The 15,891-nt window shown below is 41.3% G+C and carries 14 protein-coding genes; 5 read left to right on the top strand and 9 right to left on the bottom strand.

The features are described 5' to 3' along the window. Window positions 1–4 precede the first annotated feature (4 nt). The 7 genes from ACO1O5_RS01500 to ACO1O5_RS01470 all read right to left on the bottom strand — a co-directional run bounded on the left by ACO1O5_RS01500 (window position 5) and on the right by ACO1O5_RS01470 (window position 7,683). On the bottom strand, window positions 5–775 hold the full coding sequence (locus tag ACO1O5_RS01500; protein WP_486267783.1) for a 3-ketoacyl-ACP reductase: 771 nt from the start codon (window positions 773–775) through the stop codon (window positions 5–7). A 12-nt stretch (window positions 776–787) separates the two neighbouring features. Further along, complete coding sequence (locus tag ACO1O5_RS01495) at window positions 788–1,933, bottom strand: Gfo/Idh/MocA family protein (protein ID WP_486267781.1); 1,146 nt, start codon at window positions 1,931–1,933, stop codon at window positions 788–790. Between the two features lie 116 nt (window positions 1,934–2,049). Continuing rightward, the gene (locus tag ACO1O5_RS01490) at window positions 2,050–2,877 is read right to left on the bottom strand and encodes a sugar phosphate isomerase/epimerase family protein (RefSeq protein WP_486267779.1); all 828 of its coding nucleotides are present in this window, start codon (window positions 2,875–2,877) and stop codon (window positions 2,050–2,052) included. After that, window positions 2,878–4,254 carry a glycosyl hydrolase gene (locus tag ACO1O5_RS01485; protein WP_486267777.1) on the bottom strand — a complete coding sequence of 459 codons (1,377 nt, stop codon included), beginning with the start codon at window positions 4,252–4,254 and terminating at the stop codon, window positions 2,878–2,880. A gap of 121 nt (window positions 4,255–4,375) precedes the next feature. Further along, window positions 4,376–5,560 (bottom strand): M20 metallopeptidase family protein, encoded by a 1,185-nt coding sequence (locus ACO1O5_RS01480; RefSeq protein WP_486267775.1) that lies wholly within the window; start codon window positions 5,558–5,560, stop codon window positions 4,376–4,378. Window positions 5,561–5,566: 6 nt separating this feature from the next. After that, window positions 5,567–6,661: a dihydrodipicolinate synthase family protein gene (locus tag ACO1O5_RS01475; RefSeq protein WP_486267773.1), complete on the bottom strand. Its 1,095-nt coding sequence runs from the start codon at window positions 6,659–6,661 to the stop codon at window positions 5,567–5,569. Window positions 6,662–6,666: 5 nt separating this feature from the next. Then, the gene (locus ACO1O5_RS01470; RefSeq protein ID WP_486267771.1) at window positions 6,667–7,683 is read right to left on the bottom strand and encodes an NAD-dependent epimerase/dehydratase family protein; all 1,017 of its coding nucleotides are present in this window, start codon (window positions 7,681–7,683) and stop codon (window positions 6,667–6,669) included. 198 nt (window positions 7,684–7,881) lie between these two features. Between ACO1O5_RS01470 and ACO1O5_RS01465 the strand changes: the two genes are divergently transcribed. After that, window positions 7,882–8,979 carry an amidohydrolase family protein gene (locus ACO1O5_RS01465; protein WP_486267769.1) on the top strand — a complete coding sequence of 366 codons (1,098 nt, stop codon included), beginning with the start codon at window positions 7,882–7,884 and terminating at the stop codon, window positions 8,977–8,979. A 333-nt stretch (window positions 8,980–9,312) separates the two neighbouring features. After that, on the top strand, window positions 9,313–10,506 hold the full coding sequence (locus ACO1O5_RS01460) for a hypothetical protein (protein ID WP_486267767.1): 1,194 nt from the start codon (window positions 9,313–9,315) through the stop codon (window positions 10,504–10,506). A gap of 73 nt (window positions 10,507–10,579) precedes the next feature. Here the strand turns inward: ACO1O5_RS01460 and ACO1O5_RS01455 are convergent, their stop codons facing one another. Next, window positions 10,580–11,008, bottom strand: a complete 429-nt coding sequence (locus ACO1O5_RS01455) for a hypothetical protein (protein ID WP_486267765.1) — start codon at window positions 11,006–11,008, stop codon at window positions 10,580–10,582. 315 nt (window positions 11,009–11,323) lie between these two features. Between ACO1O5_RS01455 and ACO1O5_RS01450 the strand changes: the two genes are divergently transcribed. Then, window positions 11,324–12,637: an alpha/beta hydrolase family protein gene (locus ACO1O5_RS01450; RefSeq protein WP_486267763.1), complete on the top strand. Its 1,314-nt coding sequence runs from the start codon at window positions 11,324–11,326 to the stop codon at window positions 12,635–12,637. 138 nt (window positions 12,638–12,775) lie between these two features. On the opposite strand, the gene ACO1O5_RS01445 is transcribed toward ACO1O5_RS01450, so the two are convergent. Next, window positions 12,776–13,693 (bottom strand): BPSS1187 family protein, encoded by a 918-nt coding sequence (locus ACO1O5_RS01445; RefSeq protein ID WP_486267760.1) that lies wholly within the window; start codon window positions 13,691–13,693, stop codon window positions 12,776–12,778. A gap of 363 nt (window positions 13,694–14,056) precedes the next feature. On the opposite strand from ACO1O5_RS01445, the gene ACO1O5_RS01440 reads away from it, so the two are divergent. Beyond that, on the top strand, window positions 14,057–15,214 hold the full coding sequence (locus ACO1O5_RS01440) for a COG1470 family protein (protein WP_486267758.1): 1,158 nt from the start codon (window positions 14,057–14,059) through the stop codon (window positions 15,212–15,214). A gap of 2 nt (window positions 15,215–15,216) precedes the next feature. Further along, a partial coding sequence (locus tag ACO1O5_RS01435) for an ABC transporter ATP-binding protein (protein WP_486267756.1) occupies window positions 15,217–15,891 on the top strand: 675 nt, incomplete at its 3' end.

Below are 15,891 nucleotides of genomic sequence, written 5' to 3'. Positions count from 1 at the left end.
TAAACTATAATCTTGGAATCGTCAATCCGCCGTCTATCATAATCACCTGCCCGGTTGAGTAAGCAAGATCGCCGTTCACTAATGACGCAACCGCCTTTCCAACATCTTCGGGTAAGCCCCACCGTTGCTGCACACACAAGCCTTCTTCAATCAGCTTATCGTATTTCTCTTTCACGCCTGCCGTCATATCTGTGTAAATAACGCCGGGTCTTACTTCATAAACGGGGATATTAAATTCGCCCAATCTAACCGCAAATAATTGCGTAGCCATCCCCAACCCGGCTTTCGAAATACAGTATTCGCCACGGTTTACAGAAACAACGGTTGCAGATATTGAAGAGATGTTAATAATGCAACAATTGAATTCTTTATCATTTTTCTTTTGATCAATCATCCAGTTGGCAACTTTTTGTGTAAGGAAATAACTTCCTTTCAGATTAACGGAAATTACTTCATCAAAACTTTCTTCCGTTGCCTCAAGAATGTCTTTTCTTTCCTTCGGTGCTATACCCGCATTATTTACCAGGACATGCAATTGCCCGTAATGTTCTTTTACTGTAGAAATAATACTTTCCCTGTCATGCGATGAAGAAGTATCCCCTTTGCAGTAAATAACATCATTACCAAATTCTTTCAACTTAGCTAATGCTTCTTCAACTTCACTTGCTGCCCTCACGCCATTAATCGCCAGGTCAAAACCAATTGCTGCAAGTTTTGTTGCAATGCCATGACCTATGCCCCTGCTGCCTCCCGTAATTAATGCTACTCTTTTCATTATCCCGCTAATTTAAATTTCAGGAATATTTACCCAACATCTTTTACTCCAGCTTTCTAATCCCTTCTCGGCGAGTTGCACACCTTTAACTCCTTCCAGGAGATCCCATGGAAAAGGATCATTTTTAACTACGTGCTTTAAAAACAACTCCCACTCTGCCTTAAAGGCGTTATCATAATTTTCCTGTTCGGGCACTTTCGCCCAGCCTTCAAAGAAATTAATAGGTTGCGCTATGTCGGGATTCCAAACAGGCTTTGGCGTATTTCCATAATGTTGAGTATAACAGTCACGCAGACCCGCAACTGCCGACCCTTTGGTACCATCAACCTGGAGCGTCAGCAGATCATCGCGCCGCACCCTTACCGTCCATGAAGAATTAAAATGCGCAATAATACCATCTTCCAATTCGAAAGTTGCATAAGCGGCGTCATCCGCTGTGCATTTATAGGCATTGCCTTTTTCGTCTATCCGTTGAGGTATGTGAGTTGCACCAAGGCAGGAAACTGACTTTACTTTTCCAAAAACATTATCAAGAAGGTAGCGCCAGTGGCAAAGCATATCTACAATTATGCCTCCATCATCTTCTTTCCGGTAATTCCATGAAGGTCTTTGCGCCGGGATAGAATCGCCTTCAAATACCCAATATCCGAACTCACCTCTTACAGAAAGTATCCTGCCAAAAAATCCCTGCTGTATCAGCCTCTTTAATTTTATGATTCCCGGAAGCCATAGCTTATCCTGCACTACACCGTGCTTTACTCCTGCATTTTTGCAGAGTTCGTACAATTCCATTGCCTGTTTTGTATCAACTGCAATGGGTTTTTCACAATAAATATGCTTACCGGTTGCAACGGCTTTCCTAATTCCCTCTGCCCGCCTTCCGGTAGTTTGCGCATCGAAATAAATGACGTTGCCGGGATCAGCAAGCACGTTATCAAGTTTTGTGCTCATCTTTTTCATACCGGAGATGTCACACAGCTTTTTTAGTTTGTGTTCGTCCCGGCCTACTAACACAGGATCCGGCATTATCGTTTCACCATCACCGATATTCACGCCTCCTTGTTTTATTATTTCAACAATGGACCGCAAGAGATGTTGGTTGGTACCCATCCGCCCCGTAACACCGTTCATAATAATCCCTACTTTATGTTCTTTCATCAGAGTGTTTTTTTGATCAAATTATTAAAACATAAAAATACCTTGTGCAATGAAGTTAATAACATTCAATTATAGTTTGCGCTTCCATTCCATATCCACTTTTATTAAAACACTTATCAGGAATTCTCTTTATAAGCCTTAATAATTTTGTTAAGAAATTCTAACTGGTCTTGTTTCCAAAATGCGTTGGAAAAAATTTCCACTTCGTTAAACCCATCGAAACCTGCGGCTTCTACCCATGATCTTATTTTCTTAACGGGAATACATCCCTCACCCATTAAGCCACGGTCAAGCAATAAATCTGCAGTTGGAACATTCCAATCACAAATATGAAACGCGGCAAGGTTTCCGCTTTCTCCACAACGTTTTATTTCTTTCTCTAAAGAAGGATCCCACCAAAGATGGTAAACGTCCACTGCAACTCCCACCCAGGGAGAGTTTAAAGCCTCCGCCATATCATTAGCCTGTGCCAGCGTATTGATGGCCGACCGGGTATCGGCATACATCGGATGGAGTGGTTCTATAGTGAGCTTTATTCCCGCTGCTGATGCACCAGGTAATACAGCCGCAATACCATCATGAATTTGTTTTCTTGATTCTTCTAAAGATTGCGTAGGATCAGCACCACATACGAGCACTATCATTGAGGTTCCTAATTCAGCGGCTTCTTCAATGGCTCTTTTATTATCATCAATAGCAACTTTTCTTTTATGCAAATCTTTATGCGCAAAAAAGCCTCCACGGCAAAGCGAAACAATTGTAAGGTCATACTCCCGCAACAGTTGCCCGGTTTGTTTTATATTTCTTCCATCAAGAGCATCACGCCAAACCGTGATACCTTTTACCCCTGCCTCAGAAAAATTTCGTGCGGATTCTTCTATACTCCACGGTTTGGTCGTAATCGTGTGGATACAAAGTCTCGACAGGTCTTTATGTTCTTCCATTTATTGGATGTTGTAAAAAGTATAGTAAGTTTCTTTATTAATTATCCGCTGCAGGTAGAGACTTACTTCACGTGCATGATAGTCGCCCCACATACTGGATTCGCCATTTGGAATTTTGCTGCCGTCCGGAATATAATCCCAACCATTAGGCCTGTGATAAATTGAATGCAATAATAACCCCTCGTGATTTGGATCTGAACTTAGATAGGGTTCATCCAGAATGGTATTCATAACGGTAAGGCCTGTCCGCCAGTAGCGGTCACCATCCTGTGCTTCGCCTTTACTTTGAAGATAATGACCAAGCCGCAATAATCCCTGTGCTGCAATAGCTGCTGCAGAACTATCTACCGGTTCATACTCATTATAAGGATCAGCGGGCGTATTTAAATAATCGCCTAACTTATAAAGATTCGGGGCACCGGTGTCCCAGTAGGGTACACCGTTAGATGGCGTATTTTCAATGTAAAAATCGCAGACAGCTTTTGCCGCCTTTAATATAACGGGTAAAATATTTTTATGAGCCGGGGACTGTGCCGTTTCATTTTCAATTGAATCAAAGTATTCCAATTCTTCAGCAAATCCACACATCGCCCAGGCAAGACCGCGTGTCCAGGTAGTGAAGCCAGAATATCCCTGTTGTGAATTGGGACAACGGAAATTTCCATCTTTTACATTGAAGATACTTTCATGCGCTGTTCGTCCCCATGTATCATAAATATCACGGCCTTCACCATAGAATATGGAATAATTTGCAGTCGATAGCAAATGTTGAATGACACGGTCTAACAAATTTATCTTTTCATCACCTTCGCCCTGGAGAACGTGGCCAAGCGAATAGCTGAGAAGCAACGCACGGCATGAACGTATGGTATCTACAAAGAGTGAATGAGCTCCATTGAAAGAATGAATATACCCACCCTCTTTAATTTTCGTCCACCTGCTGGCCTGGATGGCTCCCGAAATTTTAATTGCCAATTTATAAAAGTTCTTTTCCCATTCATTGAAAGGGATCTTTTTTTCATGCATTAAACGGAGGAGATTTCCATAAGTACTCACATTATTGAAACCATGATCATGAACACCTGTATGGCTAATGTGAGGTGCCATATAACTTACCGTATTCTTTTTCCCTGATTCTAAAAATGAGATATCACCTGTTGCGTCAAATTGCAAAATAGCAGAGCCATATTGAAATCCCTGTGTCCATTCCGTCCATCCTCTTGTTGTATAACGCCCCTTACTGGTAAAAACAGGGGAACCTTTTGCTGTATCATAATTCTTTTCTATTAATTGAATTTTTTCGGCGGAGAGTTGCCAAAACTTTTCCAGTTTACCGGAAAGATCAGAAGGCTGTAAGTCGGTATTTATTTTTATCATTAATTTGAAAATATTTAATGATTGGATTTATTGATTGTTTTTTATCGTTTGAATAAAAACAACCATGTTCAAATGTAACGATAAAGATTATTTAAGGGGAAAATTAAAGAATTGACTTTCTTTAATTGCCCAATTGCTTCACAGCCAAATAAGCCATGAGTCCTGTACTTAACACAAGGGCTTCCTCATCGATATTAAAGGTGGAGGTATGAAGAGAGGATGAAATCCCTTTTTGTTTATTGGCAACTCCCAACAGGTAAAAACAGGCGCTCGTCAATTGTGAATAGGAAGCAAAATCTTCAGAAGCCATCCAGATGGGAATATCGATTACATTTTCCTTTCCAAGATATTCTTCTGCAAATTCTCTTACCCTTTCGGTAAGTACTTCATTATTTATTAAGTAAGGGTATCCGCGAACAATATTGAATTCACAAATTCCGCCCATGCTTTCGGCAATTCCTGTTGCCATTTTCTTCATTCGTGTATGCGCTTCCGTTCGCCAATTTTCATCTATAGTGCGGAAGGTGCCTTCCATATAAACTTCGTCGGGTATAATATTTATGGTACCATCTGCTATTACTTTTCCGAAAGATAAAACAGAAGGGATATCCGGGTTAGCCATCCGGCTAACGACCTGTTGCAATGCTGTAAGGATGTGGGCTGAAATTAGTACCGGATCTACGTTCTGATGCGGCTGTGCACCATGTCCGCCTTTGCCCCGAACGTTAACAAATATATCGTCCATGGATGCCATGAACTTTCCTTTGCGAATCCCAATTTTGCCGGCCTCAATAGCCGGGGAAACATGCTGGCCCAACATGGAACCAGGCACCGGATTTTCTAAAACGCCTTCTTTAATCATGAGACTGGCCCCTCCGGGAAGCTTTTCTTCTCCCGGTTGAAATATCAATTTAACCGTTCCGCCGAAATTGTTTTTTACAGCCTGCAATATTTCGGCTGTGCCTAATAGTGAGGAAGTATGCACATCATGACCACAGGCATGCATAACGCCATTGTTGGAAGAAATATATGGTACCTGGTTTGTTTCCTGGATAGAAAGGGCGTCCATATCGGCACGCAGCACAATAACCTTATCGGAGATCAAATCTCCCTTTATCATTGCAACAATACCGGTATTAGCCATCACCCGCCAGGAAATTCCTATTTCATCTAAGCGGCTTTTAATGAAAGCCGACGTTTCAAATTCCTTAAATGACAATTCAGGATACTTATGTAAATGCCTGCGGGTATCTGTTACCTTACTATGAATTTGTTTGGCTACTTGTTTTATTTTATCGTGTAACATTATCCGTTAGAGATTATTATTATTCACCCCAACCAATTTATGCTCCCCTGAAATAAACTTTTTTACAAAGTCATCATCTGTAAATTGGGGGTATTGCTCACAGACCCTATCAATCTCCTCGATTTGACCCGGGGAAAGTTTTTCCGAGGAATTCAAACACCAAATTCCCCCCAGCAATCCTTGCCTTCGCAAAACTTCATGAATGCCTGCGATACATCCGCGAAAAGAATTTTTTGCATCAAAAATAGCGGCATTCATATCGGTAATAATTATGCCATCAGACAAAAGTTTTTCTGCACAATTATTTCCATCCTTCACACATTGTTTTATTGCATGAAAAAGATCGACAGCCTTTTTTGTCCATACTGCCCAATGACCCAACAATCCTCCCACGAATCGCTTTTCAATAATTTCTCCATCTATAAAAAACCGATACGGAGTTAAGAGATCGGCGATAATATTATCATCATTACCGGTATATAAAGCGATTTCATTTTTTCTTGAAGAATTGCAGACAGCCCTTACCACATCTAGTGTTTGGTACCGGTTGAAGGCAGCAACTTTTATAGCATGAACATTTGGAATAGCTGCAAAGTCCTTCCAAAATTCGTAGCTCAAAATTCTTCCTCCCACTGCAGGCTGCAAATAAAAACCAAAAACAGGAATGACGTCTGCAATTCTTTCAACCCTTTTTATAAGTTCTGATTCAGACCATGATGACAAACCTCCCATACTCACGAGGCCAAGATGATATCCGTATTTTAGTGCAAGTTCGGTTTCTTTCAATGCCGCATCTGTCGAGCCGACTATGCCTGCCACTTTTATAAAAGGATGTTCCAAATTTGCATGAGTAATTGCTTCGGCAGCAATTTTTAATACCGGTTCTAAAAGATCTATTCCCTCATTCCTGATTTCAAATTGTGTAGTATGCACACCCACCGCAATGCCCCCTGCTCCGGAAGCTATATAATAACGGGTAAGCATACCCTGTCTTTCTTCATCCAACTTTAGATTGGCCTGCAATGCCAATGGATGGGCAGGGATTACAGTCCCCTGCTTTAGTAGATTATTTATTTCGGCAGGTAACGTGTTTGACTTCATCGCTTTTAAAATTGACCTTCCCTTTCCTGGAAATGTGTTGGCTTATTTAATATTTTACCACCCTGTTTTACCCATTCCGCTATTACTTCCATCATTGTATTAAGTGAAACTTTTGGACGACCAAAAAGACGCATAGCTTCCGAAGCATTGCTTAATAATGCCGTTGGTTGTTCATCATTTATTAAGACCGGTTTTTTGTCGAATATCCTTCCAAATTCATTCGCGAGCCAGCGAATTGAGACTATTTCCGGTCCGGTAACATTCAAAATTTTTGCCGGAACTTCACAATGGAATAATGATCTTAAAGCTATTTCATTTGCATCGCCCTGCCAGATCACGTTTACAAAGCCCATAGTCAAATCAACAGCTTTGCCTGACTTTACCGATTGGGCAATTTCCAACAATACGCCATAGCTAACATCGTTAGCATAGTTCAACCGGTAGATTAAAACAGGTGTATTATTTTTTTTGGAGTAATATTCAAAAAGTCTTTCTCTGCCAAGACACGACTGCGCATATTCACCAACGGGATGGGGTACACTATTTTCAGTTGCCCCGCCGGAATCGACAGGAGTGAGATGGTAAACGTTGCCTGTTGAGAACGCAACAATATTCGAATTTTTATATTTCTGTACAACACGCCCGGGTAAATAACTATTCATTGCCCAGGTAAAAGATTCGTTTCCGGTGGTACCAAATTTTGTACCGGCGAGATAAAGTACATTCTTTACGTCAGGTAATGATTGTAATTGGTCATCTTCCAGGAGATCAGCGCTGTGTGTTTCTATTCCAGCATCGTTCAATTCTTGCCGCGTATCCGAATCAGTAAAACGGGACACCGCAATTATTTTCTTCCTTATACCTGCTTTGTCAATGGCCTCTTTTGCAAGCTTTGCCAAAGCAGGCCCCATTTTACCACCGGCTCCCAAAATGATAATATCACGATCCAATTTTGTGATATCTGCAATTAAATCATCAGAAGGAAGTAATAATTTCCTGTATATTTTCTGGATGTCGCCCATTATCTTTTGATGATAGTAAAGTAATTGGATGCTTACAACAAATTAAAACAATTCATTTTATTTAAAGGTATTATTTGAGAAAACATGGTAAGAAAAAATGATATAAAGGAATCAAAAAATATTTTCTGCAATTTGCATAATCTCTTTTCTCAATACAACGAAGTTTTTACGAAGAAAATGTACACTAAATCAATCAGCATGAAAAAGACTCTTCTTTATTCACTTATTCTAATTCTGCAGGCAATATCTTCTGTTGTTTGTTTTTCCCAGGACGTAAATAGCCTCAAGCTAAAAGATTATCACCCGGTTTCAATTTATAAAATCCCTGAAACAGAAGTAAAAAAAGCCAGGTATCCTGTGATAGATATGCATTCGCATGATTACCCGAAAACAGATGCCGGTGTAAAGGAATGGATAAAAACAATGGATGAGGCAGGTATTTCAAAAACGATTATTTTAACCTATGCAACTGGGGCAAGTTTTGATTCCGCTGTTGCCAGGTATCAGCCTTTTAAAAACAGGTTCCAGGTTTGGTGTGGGTTTGATTATACAGGGTACGATAAACCAGGATGGGAAGCGCATGCCATTGCGGAGTTGGTAAGATGTTATAAAAAGGGAGCCAGGGGTGTTGGGGAATTGGGAGATAAGGGATTGGGGGAATTTTATTCCAAACCTGTAAAAGGATGGGGGTTGCATATTGATGATCCCCGTATGGAACCGTTACTTCAAAAGTGCGCAGAGTTGCACATGCCGGTAAGCATTCATGTTGCAGAAGATGCCTGGATGTATGAAAAAAGTGATTCGACCAACGATGGATTAATGAATGCGGCACAATGGAAAGTAGATATGAGTAAAAAAGGGATTCTCAATCATGATCAGTTAATTGCCACACTTGAAAATGCTGTCAAGGAAAATCCGAAAACTGTTTTCATAGCCTGTCATCTTGCTAATTGTTGCTCAGATCTGAACAGGCTGGGGAAATTATTTGATAGTTACCCCAATCTCTTTGCGGATATCGCTGCCCGTTATGGCGAAATTGCGCCCATTCCCAGGTTTGTAAATTCATTTATCACAAAATATGCAAACCGGATTGTGTATGGAACTGATATGGGGATGGGATATGAAATGTACAAAACAACGTTTCGCATCCTTGAAACGGCCGATGAACATTTTTATGAACAAGATCTTTTTAATTATCACTGGCCGTTATACGGACTTTCGTTGACCGATGAAGTACTTAAAAAGGTGTACCATGAAAATGCAGAACATATACTAAATATGCAGCCACTTAAATAATGTTACTACCAACCAAAACTAATGCGATTTATATTACCAGGAATTTTGATGGTCAATCTAAAACCATAAGCATTCTTGCAGGAGAACGACCAGGTTTAATACCCTTGCTCCATTCGTATCACGGTTGTTGAGATATGAACCACTGCAGGGAACCAAAACTCCAATTAAGTGTTTATTGAATGTGAATACACGTAATCGTTATAATTAAACCTCACCACCGGGTGGCCGGTACCGCCATTTCATCTCTACGCTTATTCAAATAGGGGACACAACAGGTTCAAAAAATACCACAATTTCTTTGCGGGAATTAGTGTCAAATTTTCTTAATTTTAAATGGAAAATTCTCAGCAAATGAGGAACAGTTATATACTGCTTCGTAATAACAAGGAAAGTACTTCTCTCAGCATCGAAGAGCTGCAGGAAATTGGTTTGAAAAAAACTGATCTAATCTGGGTGGAGTGCCAGAGCATGGATTGGCGCAGTCCTTTTGAAATTACTGAGCTAAGAGAACTGGTATCTGCAAGCAATAACGAGGATAAAAAAATAAGTGCGGAGAAATTGATTTCGCAGGAAGGATCAAACCGTGAGGACCGGTTCAATAAAAAGTTGGCCGGAAAAACAAGGACTGATCCGTATATAAAAAACCTGGAAAGATACAGGCATCCCGTACGGGTGATCCTTTCCGGGTCTGAGAAAAAAGAGATTAATTTCCTGTCAAACAAAAACTCCCCACCCGGAGAAATAAAACGGACGACCCTTATGAATCCGGGACAAGACGAGCAACGAAATAAAAACGCCTTCGCAATTCAACTTCCCGAACAGGTTAAAAAAATCGCTCTCTATACCGGTTTGGTACTAACGGGTGCCCTGCTAATGTTACTCATAATGAATTGGGAAAACAAGAGGCCCGTTGGGGCACATCAACTAAACGCCTTGCCTGAAAAAAGTGCTACTCTCTCTCCTACCTTACCCAAAGTAATGAGTGACACCAGCGCACTGGCGGCGTCACCTATTTCAGAGCCCGACCTTCCTGCGGAACAAAGTTTAGCTCCTGTAAATAAAGAACATAAAAGACGGGGTATGGCTACTAATAATGTTCTGCTGAATAAAGATACAACGTCGAAAAACCAGGATAGCAGCAATAATAAGGATGATAAAAATGCGAACCCTGTTGCCGACATCAAGGTAAAGCCTCCAACCATCGCGGATATTTCCGCCAAAATTAGTCTTGAAACGAATGACTATAATGTAGGAGTATTGGGTGGCATCCGGAACCTTAAAATGACGTTGCAAAATCGTTCAACATTTGTACTGGATAAAGTAACCGTAGAATTAAAATACCTGAACCCCGATGGTAATATTGTTAAAACAGAAATACTCTATTTTCAAAACGTCCAGCCACAGGATGCCGCAATTTTGCAGGTTAATAAATCAAAGCGCGGAGTAAAGGTGGCATACCAGATCACCAATATTGAATGCATGGCACTATCCGGCCGTCAAACAGGTTTGGCAAAACCCGGAAATTAATAAATGAGTTGGCGTCGCGCTTGCAAGTGTTTCTCAGCATTCCAGGCAATTCCAACATGAATGTGATGATTACCTACCATAATTTTTCCGGTTCCACTTCATCATCTTCAAAGGTTTCATCGTAATCCATTAGCACAAATTCATCGGACGAGTTCCTTGATAATTCATTCAATTCTTTTAGTGTAAAGTCATCCGTACCTGTCGTTTGCACCCAGTTGTCCCGGTCCATTCTTAAAACTTGTACTGACAATCCAAACCGAACCATGAATTCTTTCTCAACATCGGAAACTTTGTACTTAGGCGCCATTTCAAGCAAACTCGAAACATGAGTTTTTTTGAGTTGACCAACAGTTTGGTCCGGATCAATCAAATCCTTCTCGGAAGAAGCTTCATATTTCTTGTGGGCCTTCCTGTAAAAATTAATTTGCAGGTAAGGATAGAAATTATTGAACACTTGTTGTATTTCCCTGAGCGTTGTGTTGTCGTTTATTTCGATATACATGAGCTTGATTTTTAGTGGATCTTATTGATTATAATTTTAGACTTTAGTTCGCCTGACCTTTCTCTTATCCTTTCGATCCAATTCAAAGCTATTTCCGGATCTACAATTTCACAATGACGGCTATTAGTTAGCGCCATGATGGTAGTCAAGTTATTTAAGTAACCCCATCATTATTTGCCAATTTTCTTATCATTATTCAACATACTTTTTATTAGTGATGTAATGAACTTCTCCAACTGCCCTTACAGCAGCTCTCAAAAAATAGACATAGTTTTATCGCAGTTTTATAATCGTTAACTACTCAATACATAAAGAATGAAATTACGTGCCTCAAAGACTTTATTTATCATTGGTATTTTTTTGTTGCAGGCTTGCACAACAAGCAAGGCGCCGGTTGCAAACGCAGTCACTTTTATTAATGGCGACGCCTTACCGGATGCCCCGGAACTTGCATTACGGGGAGAATATAACGTGGGTGTAAGAACAATCACGCTGGTTAATAAAGGGCAGGTTGATATTCTCAATTCAAAACATGGTGTGGATCCCTTATACGACCGCCCACTCAAAGTAGAAGTATGGTATCCCGCTGTAATCCCGGAGGGCAAAACCGTATTGACGACCTACAATGATACTTATGGCAACATCACTGATTCTTCAAGACCACTTACGCCTTTCACTTTTAAAGGCAGGGCACTGCGGGATGCTGCGCCGGATAACAAAGCCACTCCCTACCCATTAGTAATTGTATCGCATGGTTACCCCGGCTCAAGAGTTCTGCTAAGTTATCTTACTGAAAACCTGGCCTCAAAAGGTTATGTAGTCGTAGCCATTGATCATACCGAATCTACGCATGCTGATGCCAAAGCTTTTCAAAGTACTTTGCTGAACAGGGCAAAAGATATTTTGTTTGTGCTTAACCAAATGGGTATCTCCGGCAAAAGCAACAGCGGCGATTTCTTGGCTGGATTAGTAGATGCCGGTAATACTGCACTTATAGGTTATTCCATGGGCGGCTACGGTGTGTTGAATGCTGCCGGCGCCGGATATAGTGAAAAAATGGAAGCTTTCTTCACAACGATGACCGGCGGAAGCAAAGCCATTAATGTTCGTGTTGCCGGTAATCCTGACTTTATAGCATCCATAGATCACCGGATAAAGGCTGTGGTGGCTTTTGCACCATGGGGCATGGAACGCGGCGTATGGGATGCAGAAGGCCTGAAAGGATTAAAAGTTCCAACCTTTTTTGTCGCAGGAAGCAAGGATGATGTTTCCGGCTACGAGGGTGGCACAAAAGCAATATATGAATCATCTGTAAATGCTAACCGGTATCTTTTAACTTACGAAAATGCAAGACATAATGTGGCGCCCAATCCACCACCGGCTGAATTATTTAATCCGTCGAAATTCGCAGACTTTTACCATTATGCAGAACCCGCCTGGGACCAGCGCCGCATCAATAATATTAACCAACACTTTGTAACCGCTTTCTTAGGTATTTATATTCAGCACAAAGACTTCAGCAAATACCTGTCTGTTGCTGATAGTAGTTCTTCTTCAAAATCGTGGCCCGGATTTAAGCCAAGATCATTTGTCGGGCTTCAGTTGCTTCATCAGCAGCCAGGTAACTGATTTATCCGAGTATCAGTTCTTGGCCAATCCATGCAAAATATCTTACAGCTACTTTTTAATTTACCAGCGACGATTTCAATTTATGATAAGCTAACCATGGCAAGTAATAACATTTAAAACATAGTGGTCATAAGTTGTTTAGTCCTTTCCGGCACCTTCATTTAGCATGTACTTCCACACATTTGCAAATTGCAATGTAATAGTGGAACCATGTGGATTATTAGTAGGGATATCATTTACCAAAATATGTGCGTGTCCCCGTACAGGAACGCCGGGCCGTACCATTAAGGTATCAATTCGGGAAAGGTTCATCAAGGCCATATCATCAGCTAACTGGTGATGAATATTAAAAGGGTCATTTAGATTCAGGAACGCGAAAAACCGGGACGGAGACGTGGCGCTCTTTTTCGATTGCCATGCACCTGGTTTATGCAAATCGTCAAGATAATCCTGTGGGCCCGAAAACATCAGCACGCGGCTTAACCTGAACATTTTACCCAGATAACCGGCATGACCGGCTCCCTGCGAATGGCCGGCGCTGATAATCTTATTCCATGCAGGATGCCCGGCAACATAAAACTCATTCCAGTTACCACCAGGATCATTTTTTATAAGATAGCGCATTAAATGATTAAAACGATTCAATAAGCTGTTGCTCTTATCGACGTTTACTTTGTCACTCACCTGGTCGCCGGTAATAATTTCCTGCCGGTAGCGGTCGAAACAGCTACTGTCTTCGCTAAGCGAACAAACCGTTGTAATTACATTGTTTTCATAATCAAGGCTAATAACATGATAACCCATGGTGGCAAAAACGCTGTCCATTGCCCGGGTTCCGGAAGCATATCCACCAGTACCGACGATCATAAGAATTAGCCGGTGCTTAGAGGGAATATTATTATCATAAGCTGCGATATGTGCACTATGCACACGCTCAATAGAAAAGCTGGTTAAGGGTGGATCTACACTTAAAATTTTTACTTGTGCCTGCAATGGATTAATAGCCGTCATTAATAAAAACCAACTAACCATGCCGTGCAACATTAGTCTTTTCAATTAAACAATGATTTTTATATTAGGATGGAAAGGTAAAATTAAAAATGTATTCAGATTGCAGATCTTTTGAGCTTTCGTTCATAGACGACAATCAATCGGGTGCCGCCAGCGAATTATACAGCTTAATCTTAACTTAATTGATAACCTTCTTGATTTTTATCTTTACTCAAGCCCCGTTAAAGATGAATAATATAAACCTGACCCGTAGTCCGGCATTTATCGGCAGACTTTGCTGAAAAGGAAATTGTTACCGTGAGATTTTAACGATTTTCTAACGGGATCGATTTTGTTCACTTTATACATTTGCGGGCTGCCGTGAATGTACACACCTCTCTTAGATAATTTTTTAAGAACAAGTTTTCTATGCATGTACGACTACCCAAAACCTTTCACTACTTTCCATCGCTCTTATTTTGTTTCTTTTCTTTTGTTGCCGGAGCAAAGGGACATTCGGCCCTTGGTTTTAAGCTGTATTCTCCTTACACAGATATTTCTGTGCCTCCGGGGCAAACCATAAATTATAACATACAGGTCATCAACAACGGTAGTGCCATTCAAAACGCAGATTTATCTGTTTCAGGGCTGCCACGAAACTGGACTCATTCACTTACCGCGGGCGGATGGAAAATTCACCGGATTGCGGTACTTCCGGGAAGTAAAGAAACGGTAAGTTTACAGGTGATCGTTCCGCTGCAGGTTAATAAAGGAATCTACCGGTTTACCGTAGACGCAAAAGGACTGGCCGTCCTGCCGCTTACTGTTGTTGTCTCAGAAAGAGGAACCTACAAAACTGAATTCACTACCACGCAGTCCAACCTGCAAGGAGCGGCAAACACAACTTTTACTTTCGATGCCAGGTTAAAAAACGGAACTGCGGATACGGCATTATATGCGTTGAATGCAGGAACACCGCCCGGCTGGAACGTTACTTTTAAGGCTAATTACAAACAGGTGGCTTCGGTAAGCATTGATCCCAATCAAACAAAAGATATCACCATTATCATCAATCCACCTGATCAAATTCCAGCTGGCACTTACCGTATTCCGGTAATGGCATCTACTAATGAAACCTCTGCAGGGCTTGAACTTGATGTAATGATTACTGGTTCCTATTCAATGGCGCTCACTACGCCAAATGGCCTGCTAAGCACGGATATTACCGCCGGAGATTCGCGGCGCATGGCAATGATAGTAACCAATACCGGCTCTGCTCCATTGAAAAATGTTGCGTTGCATTTTAAAGCACCCACTAACTGGGATGTAACATTTGATCCTGTGAAAATCGACGGCCTTGCCGCGGGACAAACGGCGCAGGTATTTGCCACTATCAAAGCAGATAAGCACGCCATTGCGGGAGATTACATGGCCGAAATCATGGCACAAACACCGGAAACCACCTCCAAAACAGAGTTGCGGGTTTCGGTTGGCACATCAATGCTTTGGGGATGGATGGGCGTGCTGGTAATATTTATCGCGTTAGGAAGCGTATTTTATTTATTCAGTAAATATGGAAGGAGGTAAATGTGAAATTACCAATCATTGAACTTAATGATTTGACAAAAAAATATGATCAACTTACTGCCGTTGATCATTTAAATCTTTCGATTTATAAAGGAGAAATATTTGGCCTGCTCGGACCTAACGGTGCCGGCAAATCAACCACGATTCTAATGATGCTAGGTCTCACCGAACCTGATTCGGGTATGGCAAAAGTTTGCGGCATCAACCCAACTACCTCACCGGTTGAAGTAAAAAAGAAGGTGGGATATTTACCGGATAACGTTGGGTTTTATGATGATATGACTGGCCTGGAAAATCTTGTATATATTGCCCGTCTTAATGGCCTGCCGCAAAACCTGGCTAAAGAAAAAGCAATGCAACTGCTCGAAAGAGTGGGCCTTGCTGATGCCGCAGATAAAAAAACAGGTAAGTATTCCCGTGGAATGATACAACGGCTGGGACTTGCAGATGTATTAATTAAGAACCCCGAAATTATTGTTCTCGATGAACCAACGCTCGGCATTGACCCGAAAGGGGTTAAAGAATTTCTTGACCTGATTGTTCAGCTTAGCCGCGAAGAAGGACTCACCGTATTATTGTCCTCGCATCATTTACACCAGGTGCAACAGGTTTGCGACAGGGTGGGATTGTTTGTGAGCGGCAAGCTGATTGCTGAAGGTGATATCACCTCTTTATCT

Source organism: Ginsengibacter sp. (genome assembly GCF_057362405.1).
Note: the sequence above shows the minus strand (reverse complement) of the source record. Positions and strands in the feature narration are given on the sequence as shown.

Coding starts and splice junctions, on each gene's coding strand:
- ACO1O5_RS01460 (WP_486267767.1), top strand. CDS start 9,313: ATGGAAAATTCTCAGCAAATGAGGAACAGTTATATACTGCTTCGTAAT.
- ACO1O5_RS01470 (WP_486267771.1), bottom strand. CDS start 7,683: ATGGGCGACATCCAGAAAATATACAGGAAATTATTACTTCCTTCTGAT.
- ACO1O5_RS01490 (WP_486267779.1), bottom strand. CDS start 2,877: ATGGAAGAACATAAAGACCTGTCGAGACTTTGTATCCACACGATTACG.
- ACO1O5_RS01485 (WP_486267777.1), bottom strand. CDS start 4,254: ATGATAAAAATAAATACCGACTTACAGCCTTCTGATCTTTCCGGTAAA.
- ACO1O5_RS01465 (WP_486267769.1), top strand. CDS start 7,882: ATGAAAAAGACTCTTCTTTATTCACTTATTCTAATTCTGCAGGCAATA.
- ACO1O5_RS01480 (WP_486267775.1), bottom strand. CDS start 5,560: ATGTTACACGATAAAATAAAACAAGTAGCCAAACAAATTCATAGTAAG.
- ACO1O5_RS01440 (WP_486267758.1), top strand. CDS start 14,057: ATGCATGTACGACTACCCAAAACCTTTCACTACTTTCCATCGCTCTTA.
- ACO1O5_RS01450 (WP_486267763.1), top strand. CDS start 11,324: ATGAAATTACGTGCCTCAAAGACTTTATTTATCATTGGTATTTTTTTG.
- ACO1O5_RS01475 (WP_486267773.1), bottom strand. CDS start 6,661: ATGAAGTCAAACACGTTACCTGCCGAAATAAATAATCTACTAAAGCAG.
- ACO1O5_RS01495 (WP_486267781.1), bottom strand. CDS start 1,933: ATGAAAGAACATAAAGTAGGGATTATTATGAACGGTGTTACGGGGCGG.
- ACO1O5_RS01455 (WP_486267765.1), bottom strand. CDS start 11,008: ATGTATATCGAAATAAACGACAACACAACGCTCAGGGAAATACAACAA.
- ACO1O5_RS01500 (WP_486267783.1), bottom strand. CDS start 775: ATGAAAAGAGTAGCATTAATTACGGGAGGCAGCAGGGGCATAGGTCAT.